The sequence below is a fragment of the Streptomyces sp. B93 genome (assembly GCF_018070565.1).
In the GTDB taxonomy this organism is placed as follows: domain Bacteria; phylum Actinomycetota; class Actinomycetes; order Streptomycetales; family Streptomycetaceae; genus Streptomyces.
Map to the genome: position 1 here is coordinate 26103 of NZ_JAGPXL010000007.1, position 18614 is coordinate 44716.

The 18614-nt window shown below is 73.0% G+C and carries 20 protein-coding genes; 8 read left to right on the plus strand and 12 right to left on the minus strand.

Annotation, left to right across the window (positions count from 1 at the left end):
* Nucleotides 1-4: 4 nt before the first annotated feature.
* The gene (locus KBY47_RS09005) at nt 5-502 is read left to right on the plus strand and encodes a hypothetical protein (protein WP_210920460.1); all 498 of its coding nucleotides are present in this window, start codon (nt 5-7) and stop codon (nt 500-502) included.
* A 29-nt stretch (nt 503-531) separates the two neighbouring features.
* Here KBY47_RS09005 and KBY47_RS09010 read toward each other — a convergent pair whose 3' ends face one another.
* The 8 genes from KBY47_RS09010 to KBY47_RS09045 form a co-directional block, all read right to left on the minus strand.
* Entirely contained in the window at nt 532-882 is a 351-nt protein-coding gene (locus KBY47_RS09010) for a metalloregulator ArsR/SmtB family transcription factor (RefSeq protein ID WP_210920461.1), read from the minus strand.
* A 75-nt stretch (nt 883-957) separates the two neighbouring features.
* Nucleotides 958-1311, minus strand: coding sequence for a zinc ribbon domain-containing protein YjdM (locus KBY47_RS09015; RefSeq protein WP_210920462.1), 354 nt, complete (start codon nt 1309-1311; stop codon nt 958-960).
* 51 nt (nt 1312-1362) lie between these two features.
* Complete coding sequence (locus KBY47_RS09020; protein WP_247694438.1) at nt 1363-1821, minus strand: ATP-binding protein; 459 nt, start codon at nt 1819-1821, stop codon at nt 1363-1365.
* A complete protein-coding gene (locus KBY47_RS09025; RefSeq protein WP_210920640.1) occupies nt 1818-3500 on the minus strand; it encodes a SulP family inorganic anion transporter in 1683 nt (560 codons plus the stop codon). The genes KBY47_RS09020 and KBY47_RS09025 overlap by 4 nt, the downstream gene beginning before the upstream one ends.
* Nucleotides 3501-3753: 253 nt before the next feature.
* Nucleotides 3754-3942, minus strand: coding sequence for a hypothetical protein (locus KBY47_RS09030; protein WP_210920641.1), 189 nt, complete (start codon nt 3940-3942; stop codon nt 3754-3756).
* Between the two features lie 14 nt (nt 3943-3956).
* Nucleotides 3957-4550, minus strand: coding sequence for a transcriptional regulator (locus tag KBY47_RS09035; RefSeq protein WP_210920463.1), 594 nt, complete (start codon nt 4548-4550; stop codon nt 3957-3959).
* Between the two features lie 131 nt (nt 4551-4681).
* A complete protein-coding gene (locus tag KBY47_RS09040; protein ID WP_210920464.1) occupies nt 4682-4945 on the minus strand; it encodes a DUF2630 family protein in 264 nt (87 codons plus the stop codon).
* Nucleotides 4946-5066: 121 nt separating this feature from the next.
* Nucleotides 5067-8081 (minus strand): glycosyl hydrolase, encoded by a 3015-nt coding sequence (locus KBY47_RS09045; RefSeq protein ID WP_210920465.1) that lies wholly within the window; start codon nt 8079-8081, stop codon nt 5067-5069.
* Between the two features lie 253 nt (nt 8082-8334).
* On the opposite strand from KBY47_RS09045, the gene KBY47_RS09050 reads away from it, so the two are divergent.
* The gene (locus KBY47_RS09050; RefSeq protein ID WP_210920466.1) at nt 8335-8952 is read left to right on the plus strand and encodes a DUF998 domain-containing protein; all 618 of its coding nucleotides are present in this window, start codon (nt 8335-8337) and stop codon (nt 8950-8952) included.
* A 43-nt stretch (nt 8953-8995) separates the two neighbouring features.
* On the opposite strand, the gene KBY47_RS09055 is transcribed toward KBY47_RS09050, so the two are convergent.
* Both KBY47_RS09055 and KBY47_RS09060 read right to left on the minus strand, forming a co-directional pair.
* Complete coding sequence (locus KBY47_RS09055; RefSeq protein WP_210920467.1) at nt 8996-9454, minus strand: DUF6234 family protein; 459 nt, start codon at nt 9452-9454, stop codon at nt 8996-8998.
* Nucleotides 9455-9569: 115 nt separating this feature from the next.
* Nucleotides 9570-10130 carry a TetR/AcrR family transcriptional regulator gene (locus KBY47_RS09060; protein ID WP_210920468.1) on the minus strand — a complete coding sequence of 187 codons (561 nt, stop codon included), beginning with the start codon at nt 10128-10130 and terminating at the stop codon, nt 9570-9572.
* 113 nt (nt 10131-10243) lie between these two features.
* Between KBY47_RS09060 and KBY47_RS09065 the strand changes: the two genes are divergently transcribed.
* From KBY47_RS09065 to KBY47_RS09085, 5 genes are all read left to right on the plus strand, one after another.
* On the plus strand, nt 10244-10927 hold the full coding sequence (locus KBY47_RS09065; protein WP_210920469.1) for an SDR family oxidoreductase: 684 nt from the start codon (nt 10244-10246) through the stop codon (nt 10925-10927).
* Between the two features lie 315 nt (nt 10928-11242).
* The gene (locus tag KBY47_RS09070) at nt 11243-12901 is read left to right on the plus strand and encodes a PP2C family protein-serine/threonine phosphatase (RefSeq protein ID WP_210920470.1); all 1659 of its coding nucleotides are present in this window, start codon (nt 11243-11245) and stop codon (nt 12899-12901) included.
* A gap of 47 nt (nt 12902-12948) precedes the next feature.
* On the plus strand, nt 12949-14031 hold the full coding sequence (locus KBY47_RS09075) for a cobalamin B12-binding domain-containing protein (RefSeq protein ID WP_308405111.1): 1083 nt from the start codon (nt 12949-12951) through the stop codon (nt 14029-14031).
* Entirely contained in the window at nt 14028-14396 is a 369-nt protein-coding gene (locus KBY47_RS09080; RefSeq protein WP_210920471.1) for an STAS domain-containing protein, read from the plus strand. Before KBY47_RS09075 ends, KBY47_RS09080 begins: the two co-directional genes overlap by 4 nt.
* A gap of 114 nt (nt 14397-14510) precedes the next feature.
* A complete protein-coding gene (locus KBY47_RS09085; protein ID WP_210920472.1) occupies nt 14511-15338 on the plus strand; it encodes a DUF1206 domain-containing protein in 828 nt (275 codons plus the stop codon).
* 82 nt (nt 15339-15420) lie between these two features.
* Here the strand turns inward: KBY47_RS09085 and KBY47_RS09090 are convergent, their stop codons facing one another.
* Together KBY47_RS09090 and KBY47_RS09095 are read right to left on the minus strand one after the other, a co-directional pair.
* On the minus strand, nt 15421-16872 hold the full coding sequence (locus KBY47_RS09090) for an NAD(P)/FAD-dependent oxidoreductase (RefSeq protein WP_210920473.1): 1452 nt from the start codon (nt 16870-16872) through the stop codon (nt 15421-15423).
* 27 nt (nt 16873-16899) lie between these two features.
* Nucleotides 16900-17373, minus strand: a complete 474-nt coding sequence (locus KBY47_RS09095) for a VOC family protein (protein WP_210920643.1) — start codon at nt 17371-17373, stop codon at nt 16900-16902.
* 151 nt (nt 17374-17524) lie between these two features.
* On the opposite strand from KBY47_RS09095, the gene KBY47_RS09100 reads away from it, so the two are divergent.
* Entirely contained in the window at nt 17525-18520 is a 996-nt protein-coding gene (locus tag KBY47_RS09100) for a D-cysteine desulfhydrase family protein (RefSeq protein ID WP_210920474.1), read from the plus strand.
* Nucleotides 18521-18614: the final 94 nt, after the last annotated feature.

An 18614-nucleotide genomic window follows, 5' to 3' on the forward strand; every position in this document is an offset into this window, starting at 1 on the left:
CAGAGTGATCGCTGTTGTGGGGCATCCCGATCTCAGCGCGTCGACGCTCGCGCTGCTGGAGGAGGAACTGTGTTCCCGGCTGGCCGACTTCGCCAAGGCGGGCCGGGCCGGACTGGTCCGCGCGGGCAAGGGGCTGCCGGTGGCGTTCGGGCGGGCGGCCCGCAGGGCGGGGCTGGCCCTGGTGACGGTACTGCCGTCGTACCACGGCGTGCCCGCGCCGCTGGCCGAGGCCGACCGGAAGGCGGCGGGCGAGCTGCTGCTGCTCTCCGAGCAGGTACGGCTGGTGGAGTACGAGCCCGGCGACCGCGACGCCTGCGTCAACGCGGACGAGAGCCTGCTGCGCGCGTGCGGCCGTCTGCTGGCCGTGTGGGACGGCTCCCCCTCCAACGGCCGGGACGCGACGGCCCACCTGGTGGCGTACGCCCGCAGCCACGGGATCGACGTCGAGGTGCTGTGGCCCTCGGGCGCCGGGCACGAGCCCTTCCGCAGGGAACCGTCCTGACCCCTCGGCCGCGCGCCCGGCCGCCGTCGCTACGACGGCGGCCTCACCTCGCCCTGCGCGGACTGGAGGTCGGCCAGCAGGTCGGCCTGCCCGGCGAGCACCCCGGACAGGATGCTCCGCGCGACCCGCAGCAGGTCCGCGACCTGCGGGCTGGTCAGTGAGTAGTACACGTTCGAGCCCTCCTTGCGGGTCCTGACCAGGTTCGCGCGGCGCAGCACGGCCAGTTGCTGGGACAGGTGCGCGGGCTCGATGCCCACCTCGGGCAGCATCTCCGCCACCGCGTGCTCGCGCTCGCTCAGCAGTTCCAGGACCCGGATGCGGGCCGGATGACCCAGCGTCTTGAAGAACTCGGCCTTCAGCTGGTACAGCGGCGTACTCATCGCACCCACCCACCCATCAAGAACATGTGGCCCATAAAAACACGTGACCCGTCTTCGCCTTCGACGAGGCCTGGCTCAGGCCTTCTTGACGACGCTGGACTTCAGCTGCATGGCACCGAACCCGTCCACCTTGCAGTCGATGTCGTGGCCGTCCGTGCCGTCGACCAGGCGGATGTTGCGCACCTTGGTGCCCGCCTTGATCCCGGTCGGGCTGCCCTTGACCTTCAGCGTCTTCACCACGGTCACGGTGTCGCCGTCGGCGAGCACGTTGCCCACGGCGTCCCGGACGACCTTGCCCCCGGAGGCACCGTCCGTGGACTCCTCGGACGGCGACCACTCGTGCCCGCACTCGGGGCACACCAGCAGCGCGCCCATCTCGTAGGCGTAGGAACCGGAGCAGGCGGGGCAGACGGGGAGGTTGTCACTCATGGCACAGGGGTCTTTCGGTAGGTGAGCGGATGCGCGGGTGGTGGGAGGGGTTCAGAGGGGCAGTGTGATCCAGATGCTCTTGCCCTGGCCGTCGGCGTCCGGCCGGACGACCGCGCTGCCGCCGAGGCCCAGGGTCAGCTCCATCACGGTGGCCAGACCGCCGGTCCCGCCGCCGTACGCGCCGTACAGCGGGGGCCGGTAGGGGTGCCGGTCGTGCACGGCGAAGACCAGGGAGTCCGGCCCCGCGGCGTAGATCACGGTCAGCTGCGGGGAGCGGACGGCGGCGTGCCGGACGCTGTTGGTCACCAGCTCGCCGAGGATCAGCAGGGCGGGGTCCACGGTGGGGTGCCGCAGGCCGATCCCCCATTCCGTCAGCGCCTGCTCGGCGGTCTCGCGGGCCAGGCGCACGGCGCCCGGCATCGTCGGCAGGGTGAGGACGTGCCGGTAGGGCAGGGTCTCCCGGTGCCGCAGCGCCTCCGCCGTGCCGGGGGCGGGCGAGGGCTGGTTCATCGCACGGACTCCTCACTCGTTTCGGGAGACCCGGCGGGGTTCGGCAGCGCCCGCTGCTTGTGCCGGTCGGCAGCCGCGGGCAGTACGCCCGCCGACTCCAGGTGGTCGTGGGCGGCCCTGATCGCCTCCGGTGTGGTGGCGTGGTCCCGGTCCTCGGGCCGCAGCGCCTCCAGGGCTCCGACGGAGTCCAGGACCTGGCGCTGTCCGGGGCGGATCCCGGACACCAGGACGAGGATGCCGCGCCGCGTCAGCTTCTCCACGGCGTCCTTCAGGACCAGCGCGCCGGTGGCGTCCAGGGTCGACACCCGGGACATGCGCAGGATGACCACCCGTACATCGGCGACCTCGGTCAGCTCCAGCAGGAAGCGGTGCGCGGCGGCGAAGAACAGCGGGCCGTCGATGCGGTAGGCGACGATGTGCTCCGCGAGCAGGGCGTGCTCCTCGGCGCTGTGGTCACCGCGGTCGAGGGGGACCTCCTCGAGGCGGGCCTGCTTGGCCACGGCACGCAGGGCGAGGGCGCCCGCGACGGCCAGGCCGATGATCACCGCGTAGACGAGGTCCAGGGCCAGCGTCGCCGCCGCGGTGAGGGCGAGGATCACGGCGTCCGAGCGGGTGGCCCTCGCCATCGCGCGGAGCGAGCCGACCTCGACCATGCGGACGGCGGTGGCCAGCAGCACACCGGCGAGGGCGGCGAGCGGGATCTTCGACACCAGGGGGGCCGCGGCGAAGACGATCCCGGCGAGGATCGCGGCGTGGGTGAGGGCGGCCAGCCGGGAACCGGCACCGGTACGCACGTTGACCGCCGTCCGGGCGATCGCGCCGGTCGCGGGCACGCCGCCGAACAGCGGGGCCGCGATGTTGGCCAGCCCCTGGCCGAACAGTTCCCGGTCGGGGTCGTGGCGCTGCCCCACCGTCATCCCGTCCGCCACCGACGCGGACAGCAGGGACTCCAGGGCCGCGAGCGCCGCCACCGCCACGGCCGGGGCCAGCAGGGTGCCGAGCGCACCGGGGTCCAGGAAGCCGAGCGAGGGAGGGGCCAGCCCGGACGGCAGGTCACCGATCGGCGTCGCCGCGTCCAGGCCCGCGACCTGGGCCACGACCGTGGCCGCGATCACCGCGAGGATGGAGAACGGCACGGCCGGCCGTCGGCGGGCCCCGATCAGCATGACCGCGGCCACCGCCCCCGCGCACCCGAGAGCCGTCCAGTTCGGCTGCCGCGCGAACTCCTCGACGGCCCGCCAGGTGACGACGAGCACGCGGTCGCCCTCCGGCTTGTCCACCCCGAGGGCGTTCGGGATCTGCTGGAGGCCGATCACACAGGCGATGCCGAGGGTGAACCCCTCGACCACCGGGGCGGGCACGTACCGCATGTACTTTCCCGCCCTGAGCAGGGCCAGCGCGACGAGCATCACGCCCGCCATCAGCCCGACGGTCAGTACCGCGCCCGGCCCGTACTCGCCGACGATGGGTACCAGTACGACGGCCATGGCGCCGGTGGGACCGGACACCTGGAGGTTGGACCCGCCGAACACGGCGGCCACCGCACCGGCGATCACGGCGGTGGCCAGGCCCGCCTCGGCGCCGAGCCCGGAGGACACGCCGAAACCGAGCGCCAGGGGCAGGGCCACGATCGCCACGGTCAGTCCGGCGAGCAGGTCCCGCCGGGGCGCGCGCCGCATCTCCGCGAGGTCGGCGCGGCCGGGCAGAAGCGCCGTGAGCAGCGCCGCCGCCCGGCTGATCCCCGATGTCCTCACGCGCCCGACCTCGACTTCCCTCACCACACCCCGCCCGTCCGGGCGGACACGACCGCGCTGCGCCCGCGGCTACCGGTGGAGCGGGCGCAGCTCCCCCAGCATGTATGGACTTGCGAAATTTTGCAATTCACACATTCATCAGAACCGCACAGGACCGCTGACGTCAGCCGCCGGGGCGCTAAGAGAGGGCGGCTGCCGCCTTCGGTGTGGCGGCCAGCCGCAGACCGACTTCCACGAGGGTCCAGCCGACACGAGTACGGAGGCCCTGGGGGCGTCGGGCCGCGGCGGCGAGGCGGTACTCGTCGGCTTCGGCACGGAGGTCGGCGGTACGGGTGCGGTGCGGGGCGAGGTGGGTCTCGGGGCGCATCGGGCTGTGGCCTCTCATTCCGTTCGTTCCGTGGTGAGGGGGAAGGCGTGGGTGTGGATGCGCACCTGGGCGGTGTCGGTGTCGTCCTCGTCGGCGGCGCGGTCGCGGTAGGTGTCGATGAGCGCGTGCATCTTCTCGACCAGTTCCCGGGTCAGGTCGGGCGTCAGCCGCAGCGTCGCGCTGCTCATGTCCCAGGTGCGGTTCCACTCCTCCGGCCATGCCTGGCGGTTGCCGAGCCAGTTCGACAGGTCGCGGGTCTGGGTGGTGGCGACCTCGTGGAGATACATGTCGGCGGCCCCGCGCACGTCCGGGTTGGCGTCGGTGAGCAGGGCGTCGTCGAAGCGCAGCCCCTTGTGGACCGCCTTCCACCACCGCTCGCGACCCTTGCCGCGCTCCGGGGCGTCCTCGATGAAGCCGTGCGCGGCGAGCTGCCGCAGGTGGTAGCTGGTCGCACCGCTCGACTCGCCCAGTCTTTCGGCGAGTTGGGACGCGGTGGCGGGGCCGCCGAAGCGCAGGGCGTCGAGCAGCCGCATGCGCAAGGGGTGCGCGAGCCCGCGCAGCGAGCGGGCATCGAGATCACGGACGGGCGAGTCCTGGGGCTCGTTCATGGTTACAAAGATAGCTATGCAAAGGAAAGCTTGCAACGAGTTCTTTGCAACTTGGACTTGAGGGCGGCCACCCCACCATCGGGGTGGCCGCCCTCTTCGCTCCGGTCAGCCTTCGGCTTCCCGATTTCGGCTCAGGAGAGGTACCCCTCCACCTGCGATGTCGGCCGCGCGTGCGCCTCCTCCGGGTCCTGACCCGCGGCGACGCGGGCCCGGCGCTGCCGCAGCAGGTCCCAGCACTGGTCCAGTTCGGCCTCCAGCCGCGCCAGGCGCCCGTGTTCGGCCGACTCGTCGATGCCCTGCTTGGCCAGGCGGTCACGCAGGTCCTTCTCCTGGTTGATCATTTCGGTGATGCGTCCCAGGATCTCCTTCTCGGCCTCGGCCTCGGATCCCGTCATGGTTGCCTCCCTGGACTACGTGGGCCTTCCCGGCGGCCGTGGCGCATCGGCCGGTGCCACCAGGAAGACTCTCGCGCACCAGGCCGCGCGCCGCATCAGTAGGAGTGTGACGACCGGTGGCTCAGGAGACGACGGCCTCCCGGTACGGCACCAGGCGCACCGGGCCGACCAGGCCGTGGTCCTGCCGGGCGACGGCGCCGAAGACCGCGGGCTGGGCGACCCGGAGGCGGTTGATGAGCGGGGTCGCCACCTCCACCTCGATGACGTTCGTGCCGCGCCGCAGGGCGGGGCCGAGGTCGACGACGGGGTGGATGCGGTCGACGGGAGGCATCGGGGTGCCGTTGACGGTCACCCGGCAGGTGTCGCTGACCTGGCCAAGCTCCAGCAGGGCGCCGTGGGAGGCGTCCCAGCCGCCGGGCAGGTGGACCGTGGTGCGGTACCGGCCGACGCCCGCGCTGTCGGCCAGCTCGGGTATGCGGGACCAGGGCAGCAGGGTGTCCAGGGTCAGGGTGCGCCGGGTCCGCTCGGTGCGGGTGGCCGTCGCGCCGGGCTGCCAGTCCTCGGCCTCCAGCTCCCAGCGGGTCGGGGTGATCGGCTCGGGCACCGCCGGGACGGTGGTGGTGACGGTACGCCCCTGGGAGAGCCGGGTGGTGTAGGTGCCCGCGGTGGTGGCCCGCAGGGTCAGGCCCCGGCTGGTGAACAGCAGCCGCTCGGCGTCGGTGGCGACGGCGTACGGCCGGTTGCCGTGCCGGTCCCCGAAGAGTCCTGGCCGGCCGAGGGCGACGATGGTCGCCTGGCCCGGCTGGAGCGCGACACGCACGGTGAAGTCGTCGCCGTCCCGGGTGTAGCGGGCGATCCGGACGGCCTCCCCCGTCCAGGGGTCGAGGAGGTACGGGACGGTCGCGCCGCCGTTGGTGCGGCGCAGGGTGACGTCGTGGTCGATGGCCGCGACCGGCGGCTTGACGGTCTCGGCGTGCTTGCCGTTGCAGAAGTAGTAGAAGTCCGCCTCGGGCGTGGCGCGGTGGGCGTTGAGGAGGGTGGACGCGGTGGCGTGCCGCACGTCCGGGACGATGCCGAGGCGGGCCAGCGCGTCGCCGACGGCGGTCTTGTCGGTGATGTGCTCGACGTGCGGAAGGGCGAGCAGGCGGGCGACGATCGCGCGCAGCCGGTCGGTGTCCCCCGCCGCGGGCACGCCCGGGGTGAGCGCCTCGTCGAACGCGCCCAGCACGACGACGGGCAGTCCGGCCCCGGCGAGGGCGAGGATCTTGCGGGCGTCGTCGATGGTGAGGGTGGGCGTGGAGCCGTAGAAGAAGTCGGTCTCGACGAACAGGGCCTTGTAGGCGGGGCCGTCGGGGGCCAGGCGGCCACCGGCGACGGTCGCGCTGGGCAGGTCGAGCAGCGGGCCGCTGAGGAACTGGTGGGTCCAGCCGAGCGGGATGCCGGTCGAGGTGAACCAGGACGCGCCGATGCCGGTCGCGCAGTAGCCGGTCTGCCGGAAGACGGCGACGTCGGCGCGGACGGTGCCGGTCTGGAGCACGCGGTGCACCCGGCCCAGGTAACCGGCGATGTCCGGCATGTGGTCCCAGGTCGGCTGGCGGGGCCCCCATGACTCGCCGTAGCCGGAGGCGCCGTTGTAAGGGCTGAAGGCGGCGAAGCCGGGCCAGGCGACGCCCGGGACGGTGGCGTACGAGAAGCCGTGTACGACGGTCTGGTTGACCCCGGCCGCGTACGCGCCGCCCATGGTGCGCAGGAAGCGGTCCCAAGTGGTGCTGTAGGCCGAGCCGTTGTAGGCGCCCGCCTCGCAGGACAGGACCGTGTTGCCCGCCATGTCCCGGCCGCCCGCCAGGCAGCGGTAGTCGTCGAGGTTCTTGAAGCCGAGGGACTCGCCCTCGGGGATGTCCAGGACGGCGGCCGAGGCGATGGCGTCGGTCTGGAGGCCGTAGGGCTGGGAGCGCAGGGACATGCCGAGGGAGTGCGACCAGTCCCGCAGGGCGCGCAGGTGGTGACGGTTGAACAGGTCGGAGACGGTGTCCCAGAAGTCCTTGCGGATCTGCCGGGTCAGCTGCGCCTCGAAGGCGAACACCTGGTTGCTGTTGTCCAGCACGAGGACCGGCAGGTACGGCAGCAGGGGGCGGCCGGTGCGCTTCTCGAACGCCTCGGGCAGCCCGGGCGTCCAGTTGAGGCCGTCGGTCTCCAGCTCGACGGAGTCCTCGAAGAAGGCGCCGCCCGCGGCCCGCAGCAGCTGCCGCAGGGCGGGGGTGAGCAGCTCGCGCTCCCAGTAGCGGGTCACGGCTTCGGTGCCGGTGGGGCTGAGGTGGTCGACGACGTAGGCGGCGGGCGCCGAGTGCGGACCGGACTCCGGCTGCTGGCCGGAACCGCGCTGCCAGTACGCGAGCAGGACCCAGTCGCCGTCCGGGGGCGCCGTCCAGGTCAGGCTGCCGTCCGTGACGGTGGCGGTGAGGTCGCGGACGCTGGCGGGGTCGAGTCCGGTCTCCTTGCGGGTGGAGTTGGCGGTGTCGACGCGGACGGCCTGGACGGCGAGGAGGCGCTGCCGGGTGACACCGGGGGCGGGCGCGTGGGCGGGCGGCGGGACCGGTCCCTCGTAGGCGGCACCGGGGGTCAGCGCCACCCGGCCGTACATCAGCTCCTGGGCCGCCTGCTCGTCGTCGGGGGTGACTCCGGGTACGGCGACGGGCCAGCTGGGGCCGAGGGTGAGGTCGACGGTGACGCCGCGTCTCGCGGCCCGGCGCAGGGCGGCCTCCACACCGTCCCGCCAGGGGCGGCTGCCCCAGCCGTGGCGCGCGGTGTCCAGCACGAACTTGTCCTTGACACTGTGGTGGACCGCGGCGATCTCCACGCCGCCGAACCCGGCGTCCGCGATCTGGTCGATCTCGCGGGTGATCTCGTCCGCGTCGACCAGACCGTCGGGCCACCACCAACGGAACCTGGGACGCACGGAGCGGGGCGGATGGGCGAACCAGTCGGCGCCCGGAAGCTGCCCGGCGGCGGTGGCCGCGGGGGACGCGAGGGCGCCGGGGGACGCGGAGAGGAGGACCGTGGCGGCGCCGACGGACAGTCCGGCGGCGAGGACGGTACGGCGGGTCGTCCCGCGACGCTGCGAGAGGTTTTCATGCATGGGTGTGCCCCAGGTGAGGTGTCGTGACGAGGCGATTGAATCGTTTCAATCAATGTCAAGCGACGGAACGCTAACCCCGGCGTCAGGGAGGGTCAAGATCCCTGCACGGTCTGCCGGGTGGCGACGGGGTGGGGCGGAGGGCTGCCGCGCGGCCAGGTGCGCCGACCGGAGGGCGGCTGTCCTGACGCGAAGCCGGGCGGGACGGGCCGGAGCCATGCCGGGATCCATTCGCTGTCTGGTTTATGGTGACTTGATGCCAGTTGTACCAAGATGGGCCCTGCTCACCTCAGGCTGCGCACCGGTTCTGCTCATCGCGGGCTGGTTGATCGCGGGGCGGCTCGAAGGGCCCGCCTACGATCCCGTCAGCCAGACCATCAGCGTGCTGGCCGCCTACGGGGCCGCCGGGTTCTGGGTGATGACCGGCGCGTTGTTCGCCCTGGGTGTCTGCCACCTCCTGACCGCCTGGGGGTTGCGCGCGGCCGCGACCGCCGGACGGGTGGCGCTCGGTGGGGGCGGAGTGGCGGCCCTCATGGTGGCCCTGCTTCCGACGCCGAGCAGCGGGGGATCGCTGCGCCATGGGTCGATCGCCGCGATCGGCTTCGCACTGCTCGCCATGTGGCCGGTCCTCGCCGCCCACCGCGGCCGGTCCGCGCCCTGGGCCCTGCGTCCGCTGCCGTCCCTGTGGGCGACGGCTCTCATGACGGCCGGTGCGATCTGGTTCCTGGTCGAGGCACACCAGCAGGGCGCCATGGGTATCGCCGAGCGTTTTGTGACGTTCGCCCAGTCGGTATGGCCCTTCGTGGTCGTGGCTTCCTGCCTGCGTCATCCGCGGCGCACGGAATGCCCGAGTCCCGCGGGGACGGAGACGTGACGTCGGACTGGCTTGCCTTGCCCTGACGGTCGGTCGCGTCGCCTTACCGGTCGGTTGCGGGGTCCGCTGCGGAGCACGGCGTTCCGGCCCTTGCCGGGCACGTCGGCAGCGGAGCTGGGTGGGCACGCTCGTACTCCCCGTGCCAGGCAGCCATCGCGAAGATCAGCGCCATGGCCGTGATGAGCAGTTGGACGACTCCGGCCCAGGGGTGGGCCGAACACAGGAAGAACACGGCGACCACGAGCGTGCCCAGCGCGAACCCGCCGAGCCAGAGGACCGGGACCCAGTCCATCGTGGGCGTCCCCGTCCGCTCCTCCGCGCGGCCCCATCCGCGGAGGGCCAACCCCAGCCCGAGCAGGACGGCGACCGGTATCTCGATGAGCAGCACGATCAGGCTGATGCAACCACCCGCGAACCCGTCGCCTCGCGAAACGGCGGACGCACCGGGCGGGGAATCGGTCGTCGGCAGGCGCGGCGGCTGCGGACCCGGCCCGAAGCTCACGGTCACACGCTCGTAGGTCACGCCGTGTGCCGCATTGAGGTTCACCAGCTCGCAATCGAGTCGTGTCCGAGGTGATCTGGCGCGACGGCGGAGCCAATCCGAGCACCCTCCCGGCTCAGGCCGTGCCCGTCAGGGCGGAGCGTGCCGCGGTCAGGATCTCCTCGGAGAGGGGGGAACCGTTGGTGGCCCGGGCCAGCACCAGGGCGCCGACCATGGTGGCCAGCCGGGTGAGGCCGTCGGTGTCGTCGGTGTCGAGCCAGCGGGCGAAGTCGCGCACGCCCTCGGTGTAGACGCGGCGCGCCTCGCCCTCGCCGGGCTCGCGGGCCATGTCGGAGGCGAGGGCTGCGGCCGGGCAGCCGTCCGCGGGGCTGTCGCGGTGCGCGGTGGAGAGGTAGACGTCGATCAGCGCCTTCTGGGCTGCCGCCCGCTCCCCGCCCGACTCGTCGAGCCGGGCGCCACGGCCCTCGGTGAGTTCGTCGAAGGCATGCGCGGTGGCCTCGCCGATGAGCGCCTCCTTGGAGGAGAACCGCTTGTAGAAGCCGCCATGGGTGAGACCGGCCGCCTTCATCAGGTCGGCGACGCTGACCTGGGTCCCCTGCTCCCGGAACAGCCGGGAGGCGCTCTCCACGACCCGCTTGCGGTTCTCCTCGGCCTGCGCCTGTGACACGCGCCCCATGGGCACCTCCCGATTGGATGTCGACTGGCATCTATCTTAGTCCGGTGCTTAGATTGTCACCGTAATCTAATCAGCACGGGGCGCCCTGGGCGCCCTCAATGCCGGGAGCGGACATGGAACTGAAGAACGCGGTCGCCGTGGTGACCGGAGCCAACCGGGGACTCGGCCGTCAGCTGGCCGCACAGCTCGTGGAGCGCGGCGCGAAGGTGTACGCCGCCGCCCGGCGCCCCGAGGCGGTGGACCTGGACGGTGTCGTCCCCCTGCGGCTGGACGTGACGGACGCGGAGTCGATCCGTGCCGCCGCCCGCATCGCCTCCGATGCGACGCTGCTGGTCAACAACGCGGGCGTCGCCACCGGCGCACCGCTGATCGCGGGCAGCACGGACGCGGTGCGGCTGGAGATGGAGACCAACTACTTCGGCACCCTCGCCATGACCCGAGCCTTCGCCCCGGTGATCGAGGGCAACGGCGGCGGCGCCGTGCTCAACGTGCTGTCCGTGCTGTCCTGGCTGCACCCGGCCCCCCTCGGCTCCTACGCGGCGACCAAGGCCGCCGCCTGGGCCCTGACCAGTGCGACCCGTGAGGAACTGGCGCCGCTGGGCATCACCGTCTCCGCGCTGCACGTCGCGTACATGGACACCGACATGGCCAGCGGCATCCCCGCCGACCAGAAGACCGACCCCGCCGTGGTCGCGGCCCAGGCCCTGGACGGCGTCGAGTCGGGTCTGCCGGAGATCCTCGCGGACGACATCACCCGTCAGGTCAAGCAGGCTCTGGCGGCTCCGCCGGCTTCCTGAGGGGTGGAGCGGCGGCTGGGACCGCCATGACCCCGGACCCCCGTACGGGGCCCTCTCCCCCGCCGTGTCGTCGGGCTCTCGGATCGCCCTTCGCCCAGGCGGGTTTGGGAGAGCGTCACGGCGGTACCCGGCATGACGCGGTTCAGCGCGAGCGCACCACCCGTCGTTCGGATGAACCGGTTTCCGCCGGCACCGCCGGGTCCCTTCGGCCCCGTACCGAGCACGGTTGATGGGGAGGGGCCTCGTGGGGGATGGTGGGAGCAACTGCTTTCTCATGAAGGGCGATCGAGTCCGCGCCATGCGGATATGAGCGGCATGACGACTTTCGACGGCTCTTCGCCCGGCACCCGACGTCTGCCCCCGCACGTGGGCGCCGCGTGGCTGCGCGCGCCCTGTCCGGCCCTGGTCGCCGGTGCCGACGGGTCCGTGATGGAGGTCAACACGGCGGCCGACGCCCTGTTTCCCGACGCTCGGTGCGGGGCCCCGCTGGCCGGGACGGTGCCCGACTGGCTGGTGGACGCGCACCTGCGGGTGACCGGCGGCACCGGCGTCGGGGCCCCCGGCGCGCGCGGCCCGCACCGTGAGCTGACGCTGGAAGCCCACCCGACCGTGACGGAGAACGGGGACGTGGTGTGGTGGCTGGTCGACGACACCGACCGGCTGCTGGCAAAGGCGGCGCTGCGCCGTGAGCGGGAGCGCACCGCGTTCCTCGCCGATGCGTCCTCCCGGCTGCTGGCCTCGCTCAACACCAGGCGGTGCATGGAGGTCACCGTCGAACTGGCCGCCCAGCACCTGGCGGACGCGGCCGTCCTGGTGGCGCCGCGTACGGGCCGTCGCCACGCCCTCGCCCTCTGCGCCGCTCAGATGCCCGTGACGCACGCGACGGCACAGGTCGACGCCGACGCCGTACCGGGGCTGGCCGAGGCGTTGCAGGGCTTTCCGCCCGTGCCGTCCCGCTGGATCGATCCGGCCGCGCTGCCGCAGTGGGCCGTGCCCGATGCCTTCGAGCGCCCGGTGGGTTCGGTGGTGGTGACTCCGCTGCCGGGACACGGTGTTCCGGCCGGAGCGCTGATCCTGTTGCGCCGCAGCGACCACGCCGCGTTCGACCCGTCCGAGGAGGTCTTCGCCCGCATCTTCTCCGCGCGCGCCGGGGCCGCCCTGTCGGCGGCTCGCCTCTACACGGAACAGGCCGGCATCACCGCGACCCTGATGGAGGAGTTGCTGCCGCCGACGCTACGTCAGGTGGACGGCGTGGAGTTCGCGGGCACCTACCGGGCGTCGCGGGACACCGAGCGCGTCGGGGGCGACTTCTACGACGTCCACCCGATGTCCGGCCCGGACGGCGAGACCCTCGCCGTGCTGGGCGACGTCTGCGGGAAGGGCCTGGACGCGGCCGTACTGACGGGCAAGATCCGCAACACGCTCCAGGCGCTGCTGCCCATGGCCGACGACCACGCGAACATGCTGCGGCTGCTCAACGGCGCGCTGCTCAACGGGCGGCACACCCGCTTCGCCTCGCTGGTGCTGGTCTCGGTACGGCGTGAGGGGCACCTCACCCGGCTGCGGGTGACCAGTGCGGGACATCCCAGACCGCTGATCGTGCGCAACACGGGCGTGGTGGAGGAGACGGCGACCTCGGGCACGATCGTCGGGGCGTTGCCCGACATCAAGGCGACCACCGTCGGCGTCGAACTCGCGCCGGGTGAGACCTGTCTGCTGTTCACCGACGGCATCACCGAGGCCAGGGGCGGCCCGCTGCGGAACGCCTTCTTCGGCGGGCGGCGGCTCGGCAGCGCCCTGGCCGAATGCGCCGGGATGCCCGCCGAGGCCGTCGTGGAGCACATCCGGATGCTCGCGAGCGAGTGGGTCGGCGACAACTCCCACGACGACATGGCCCTGATGGCCATCACCACACCCCGCAACACCCATCTGACAGCCGTGGACGGACACACTCCGGGCAGGTACACCGCGTGACACGCACCCCTTCCCCCGCCGCCCCCTCTCCCGCCTCCGACTATGACGTGGGCGCGGTGCTGGCCCGTGCCCGGGAGGAGCTGTGGCGGGCGGTCCTCGAACGCGACGACTACGCGGCGGGCCGGGTCGTCGACGCCGCGCTGGCGGCCGGTGCGAGCGGTGAGCAAGTCCTGCTGGAGGTCATCGCCCGGGTGCAGGGCAAGGTCGGTGCCGCGTGGGCGGCGGGCCGTATGACGGTGGCTCAGGAGCACGCGGCCACCGCCATCCACGAACGCGTCATCGCGGCCACGGTCCACCACCCTTCGGCCAGGCAGGCAGTGACGCCGGGAGCGGCGGGCACGGTGACCGTCGCCTGCGTGGACGGTGAGTGGCACGCGCTGCCCGCCCGGATCCTCGCCGAGGTGCTGCGGCTGCGCGGTCACCGGGTCGACTTCCTCGGGGCCCAGGTCCCCACTCCGCACCTGATCGCCCATCTGCACCAGACGGCGCCGGACACGGTCGCCCTGTCCTCCACGCTGCCCACCCGGCTGCCCACGGCACACACCGCGATCACGGCGATCCAGGCGATCGGCATCCCCGTGCTCGTCGGCGGTGCCGCGTTCGGCGCGGACGGGCACCGGGCCCGGTTGCTGGGCGCCGACGCCTGGGCTCCCGACGCCCGCGCGGCGGCGGACCTGCTGGCCGGTGGCATGCCCCGGCCCGGTCCCGGCAACGCCCGGCAGGCCATCGACGACCTGCCCCATCTGGGCGACCAGGAGTACACGATGGTCTCCCGGAGCAGGGGGCAGCTGGTGAAGAACACCCTCGCCGGACTGGAGCGACGGCTGCCCGCCATGCGTTCCTACACCGACGCGCAGCACGAGCGCACGGCCGAGGACGTGGCACACGTCGTCGACTTCCTCCGCGCGGCCCTCTACACCGACGACGTCGGCCTGTTCACCGGTTTCCTGGACTGGACCGGCGACATCCTGGAGGCACGCGGGGTGTCCGCCCGCGTCCTCGACCCGGCCCTCACCCTGCTGCGGGAGGAACTCAAGGACTTCCCCCGCGCCGTCACCCTGCTCACCGAGGGGAGCGGCGTCCTGCGCGGACGCGCCACTCCTCCCACGACGCCCGGTACGAAGTCATGACACTCCAGCTGCCCGACGGCTTCCGCCTCAAGACGGTCCCGACCGAGGCCGGTGACCTGTGCGTCCGCGTCATCGGCGACCTGGACTGGGACACCGCGGACGAACTGACCAAGGTGGCACGGGGACACCTGGAGTCCGGCACCCCCTCGCGCGCGCTGCGGCTGGACTTCACGGACCTGGCGACCTGCGACTCCACCGGCCTGGCCGCCCTCCTCATGATCCACCGGTGCGCGGTCGCCACCGGCCGACGGCTGTACCTGGACCACATGCCGGACCGTCTCGTACGCCTGCTGGAGCTGACCGGAACGCTGGCCCACCTCACCGGCGCGGAGGAGGGCGCGGGGCGCGGGACCGAGGAACGTTAGGCGACAGGCCGGGCCGAACTCCCGCTCAGCGCCCCTGCCCGACGGCGGCCCGCTGTTTTCGCCCGGTCCGCCGGGGCATTCGATGCGCGGAGGTGGACCGTGAACTCATCGACCATGTTGCTCCCCCGCGGACGGTCCGGGGCACGTAAGGCGGCCGACAGTCAGGTCGTCGAGGCGGCGGCGCGCTGGGGACTCGCCGCTCGTGGCGTCATCTACGTCCTGGTCGGCGTCATCGCCCTGCGGATCGCCCTCGACGGCTCCCGGGAACAGGCGGACCGAGGGGGTGCGCTGGCAGAGCTGTCCGAGCGCCCCTTCGGGTCGCTGCTGTTGTGGGCCGTCGGGGTCGGCCTGGCGGGCATGGCGCTCTGGCGGCTGAGCGAGGCCCTGTTCGGGGCGTCCGGGCCGGACGGGCACAAGACCGGCAAGCGGCTGCTGTCGGGGGCCCGCGCCCTGTTCTACGGCTTCATCGCGATCTCCGTGCTGGCCATGGCCAGCGGCTCCTCGTCGTCGGACGGCGGCTCCAGCGACCGGCAGTCCCGGGACGTGACCGCCCGGGCCCTGGAGATGCCCGCGGGCCGCTGGCTCGTCGGCGCGGCGGGCGTGGTGGCCGTCGGCGCGGGGCTGTGGATGGCGGGCCGGGCGGTCACCCGCCGCTACCGCAAGCACCTGCGCAGCGGGCAGACGCCCCGCTGGGCGCGGCGGTTCACGGACGTGTGCGGGGTCGGCGGGGGCGTGGCGAGGGGCATGGTGTTCGCCGCCGCCGGTGTCTTCCTCGTCCGGGCCGCGACCGAGGCGCGGCCGGGCGAGGCGAAGGGCTTCGACGACACGCTGCGCTCGTTCGCCACCACGCCCGCCGGGCCGTGGCTGCTGGTGGCGGTGGCCGTTGGTCTCGTGCTGTTCGGTCTGTTCTCCTTCGCCATGGCGCGCTGGCGCCGGGTGTGACCGGCGCCGTGGGCGGGCGGCCGGGGCCGTTCGCAGGGCTGGCATCGGCCCTGCGAACGGCCCCGGCCGGTCCGTCGCGGTGTCAGCCCCGGTACGTCTCCAGGAGCCGCAGCCACACCTCACCGATCGTCGGGAAGGCGGGCACCGCGTGCCAGAGCCGTTCCAGCGGGATCTCCCCCGCCACGGCGAAGGTCGCCGAGTGGACCAGCTCACCGACACCCGGGCCGGCGAAGGTGACACCGACCACGGTGCCGCGCTCCGGATCGACCAGCATCCGTGCCTTGCCGCGGTAGCCCTCGCCGTACTGGTGGGCTCCGGCGACGCGCGCGAGGTCGTAGTCGACGACGTCGACCCGTCGCCCGGTGCGCTCGGCCTCCTGTGTGGTGAGGCCGACCGACGCCACCTCCGGCACGGTGAAGACGACCTGCGGTACGGCCGCACTGTCGGCGGTCGCGGCATGCGCGCCCCACCGCGAGTCGTCGACGGGCTCGCCCTTGGCCCGGGCCCCGATGACCGCACCGGCGATGCGGGCCTGGTACTTGCCCTGGTGGGTGAGGAGAGCCCGCCCGTTGACGTCACCGACGGCGTAGAGCCAGCCGTCCGGGACTGCGGTCACCCGGAAGGTGTCGTCGACGCTGAGCCAGTCACCCGGCGTCAGACCGACCGTCTCCAGGCCGACGTCCCAGGTCGCCGGGGTGCGACCGGTGGCCAACAGGATCTCGTCCGCCGCCAGTTCCGCGCCGTCGGCGAGCGTGATCCGCACCTCACCGTCCTCGCGGCTCAGGGACGCCACCGAGGTGTCGTAGCGGATGTCCACCCCTGCCTCGCGCAGGCCGTCGGCGACCAGTTCGCCGGCGAACGGCTCCATGCCCCGAAGGAGGCGGTCCTCGCGGACCAGCAGGGTCACCTGGGACCCGAGCGCCTGCCAGGCCGTGGCCATCTCGACGGCGACCACACCGCCGCCGACCACGGCCAGCCGGCCGGGCGCGCGGTCGGCGCTGGTGGCCTCACGGCTGGTCCAGGGCCGTACGGCGTCGAGGCCGGGGATCGCGGGCAGGGCCGCGCCGGTGCCCGTGCTGACGACGACGGCGTGGCGGGCGGTCAGCCGGACGAGGTCGCCGTCCTGCGTGTGCACCGTCACCCGGCGCGGGCCGTCGAGTCGGCCGTGGCCGCGGATCAGGTCCACGTCGACCGAGTCCAGCCAGTCGACCTGGCTCTCGTCCTTCCAGTACGACGCCATCCTGTCGCGGTGCGCCAGGACCGCGTCGACGTCCAGCGGACCGGCCGCCGCCTCGCGCAGCCCGGGGACGCGGAGCGCGTCGGCCCGTGCCACCACGGGTCGTAGCAGCGCCTTGCTCGGCTCGCACGCCCAGAACGAGCACTCGCCGCCCAGCAGTTCGCGCTCGACGATCACCGCGGTGAGACCGGCGGCGCGTACGCGGTCGGCGACGTTCTCACCGACGGGGCCCGCGCCGATGACGACCACGTCGTAGTCACGGTCGCGGACGGCGGCTCCGGCCGCTGATGCGTTCATCACTGCTCCTGGGGTTCCGGGGTGGTCTCAGCGGCCGGGGAGCCGCTCGGTGATCTCCTGGAGGACCCAGCCGTTGCCGTCGGGGTCGCTGAAGGTGGCGTAGGAGGCGTAGGAGGTGCCCTCGGGGTGGCGGCCGGTGAGCCGTCCCTGACCCGGCAGGTCGTGGGTCACCTCGCCACCCTCGTGGCCGTGGAACAGCACCCCTCCGGCGTCGTGGAACACCTCGCTCACCTCGATGCCACGGCCGAGCAGCTCCTCGCGGGCGGCCTCGATGTCGGAGACGATCAGGTACAGGCCCTGTACGGAGCCGGGTGCGGCCGGGGTGAGGCCCTTGCCGAAGATGATCGACGCCTGGGAGCCGGGCGGCGTGAGGTGCACCGCGCGCCAGTCCCCGGTGGGGGCCTTGTCGACGTCGAGGCGGAAGCCCGCCTTCTCGTAGAAGGCCCTGGCCCGGTCGACGTCGGAGACGGGCAGAACGATGAGTTCGAGCTTCAGGTCCATCTTCTTCATTCGCTTTCCGTGCACGGGAGATCCGGGACGGCGAAACCGTCACCGGTTGAACTGGTGACGAGAATGCCACGCGACACATCACCTGCCAAGCAGGTGATGAAGTGATGGGAGAACGGACGCCGACGGGTGCGATCATGCGGTCATGACCTCCGCAAGTGACGGCCCACAGCCCGTCCCGCTGGGCACCTGGCCCACTCCCCTGGAGCCCCTGCCCCGGCTCGCCCGGCACCTCGGACTCGGCGCGGACGACCTCTGGATCAAGCGCGACGACCTCACCGGCACGGGCGGTGGCGGCAACAAGATCCGCAAGCTCGAGTGGCTGTGCGCGGCGGCGCTCGCCGAAGGGGCCACCCATCTCGTGACCACCGGCGCCCCGCAGAGCAACCACGCCCGGCTGACCGCCGCCGCGGGCGCCCGGCTGGGGCTGAGGACCGTGCTGGTCCTGGCGGGCACGCCCGGCGGCGCGGCACCTGGCAACCTCGCCCTGGACGCCCTGTTCGACGCCACCGTCGTATGGGCCGGCGACGTGCGCGCCGAGGCCCTCGCCGCGGCCGCCGCCGACGTCGCCGCGGGACTGCGGGCCGAGGGCGCCGTACCGGCCCTGATCCCCTTCGGCGGCTCCAGCGCGCTGGGCGCCCGCGGCTACACCGCCTGCGCCCAGGAACTGCTCACCCAGGCCCCCGACCTGGACACCGTCGTGGTGGCCGTCGGGTCAGGCGGCACGATGGCCGGTCTGGTCCACACGCTCGGCGCGGACCGGGTCCTGGGCGTCCACTGCGGCGCCGTGACCGATCCGGCGGGAGTGGTGACCGCGCTGCTGTCCGGCCTTTCCGGTACGGCTCCCGCACCGGAAAGGCTGAGGCTGCGGCTGGACCAGGTCGGCGAGGGCTACGGCGCCCTGACCGAACCGGTCGTGGCCGCCCTGAACCGGACGGCCCGCACCGAGGGCATCGTGCTCGACCCCGTCTACACGGGTCGGGCCATGGCCGGTCTGATCGCGGCGGTGGAGGACGGGCACATCACGCGCGGTCGCCGCACCGTCTTCCTCCACACCGGCGGTCTGCCCGGCCTCTTCGGCCACCGGGCCGCACTGGAGGAGGCCGCGTCGGACCTCGCCACGAGGAGCCGGAGCCTCTGAGACCGGAGAAGCACAGAGCGGGTCGACCCCGCCGCACCTCGAAGGCACGGCGGGGTCGACCCGCTCTCGCACGGCGCTTCCCCAGGGCCGTGGC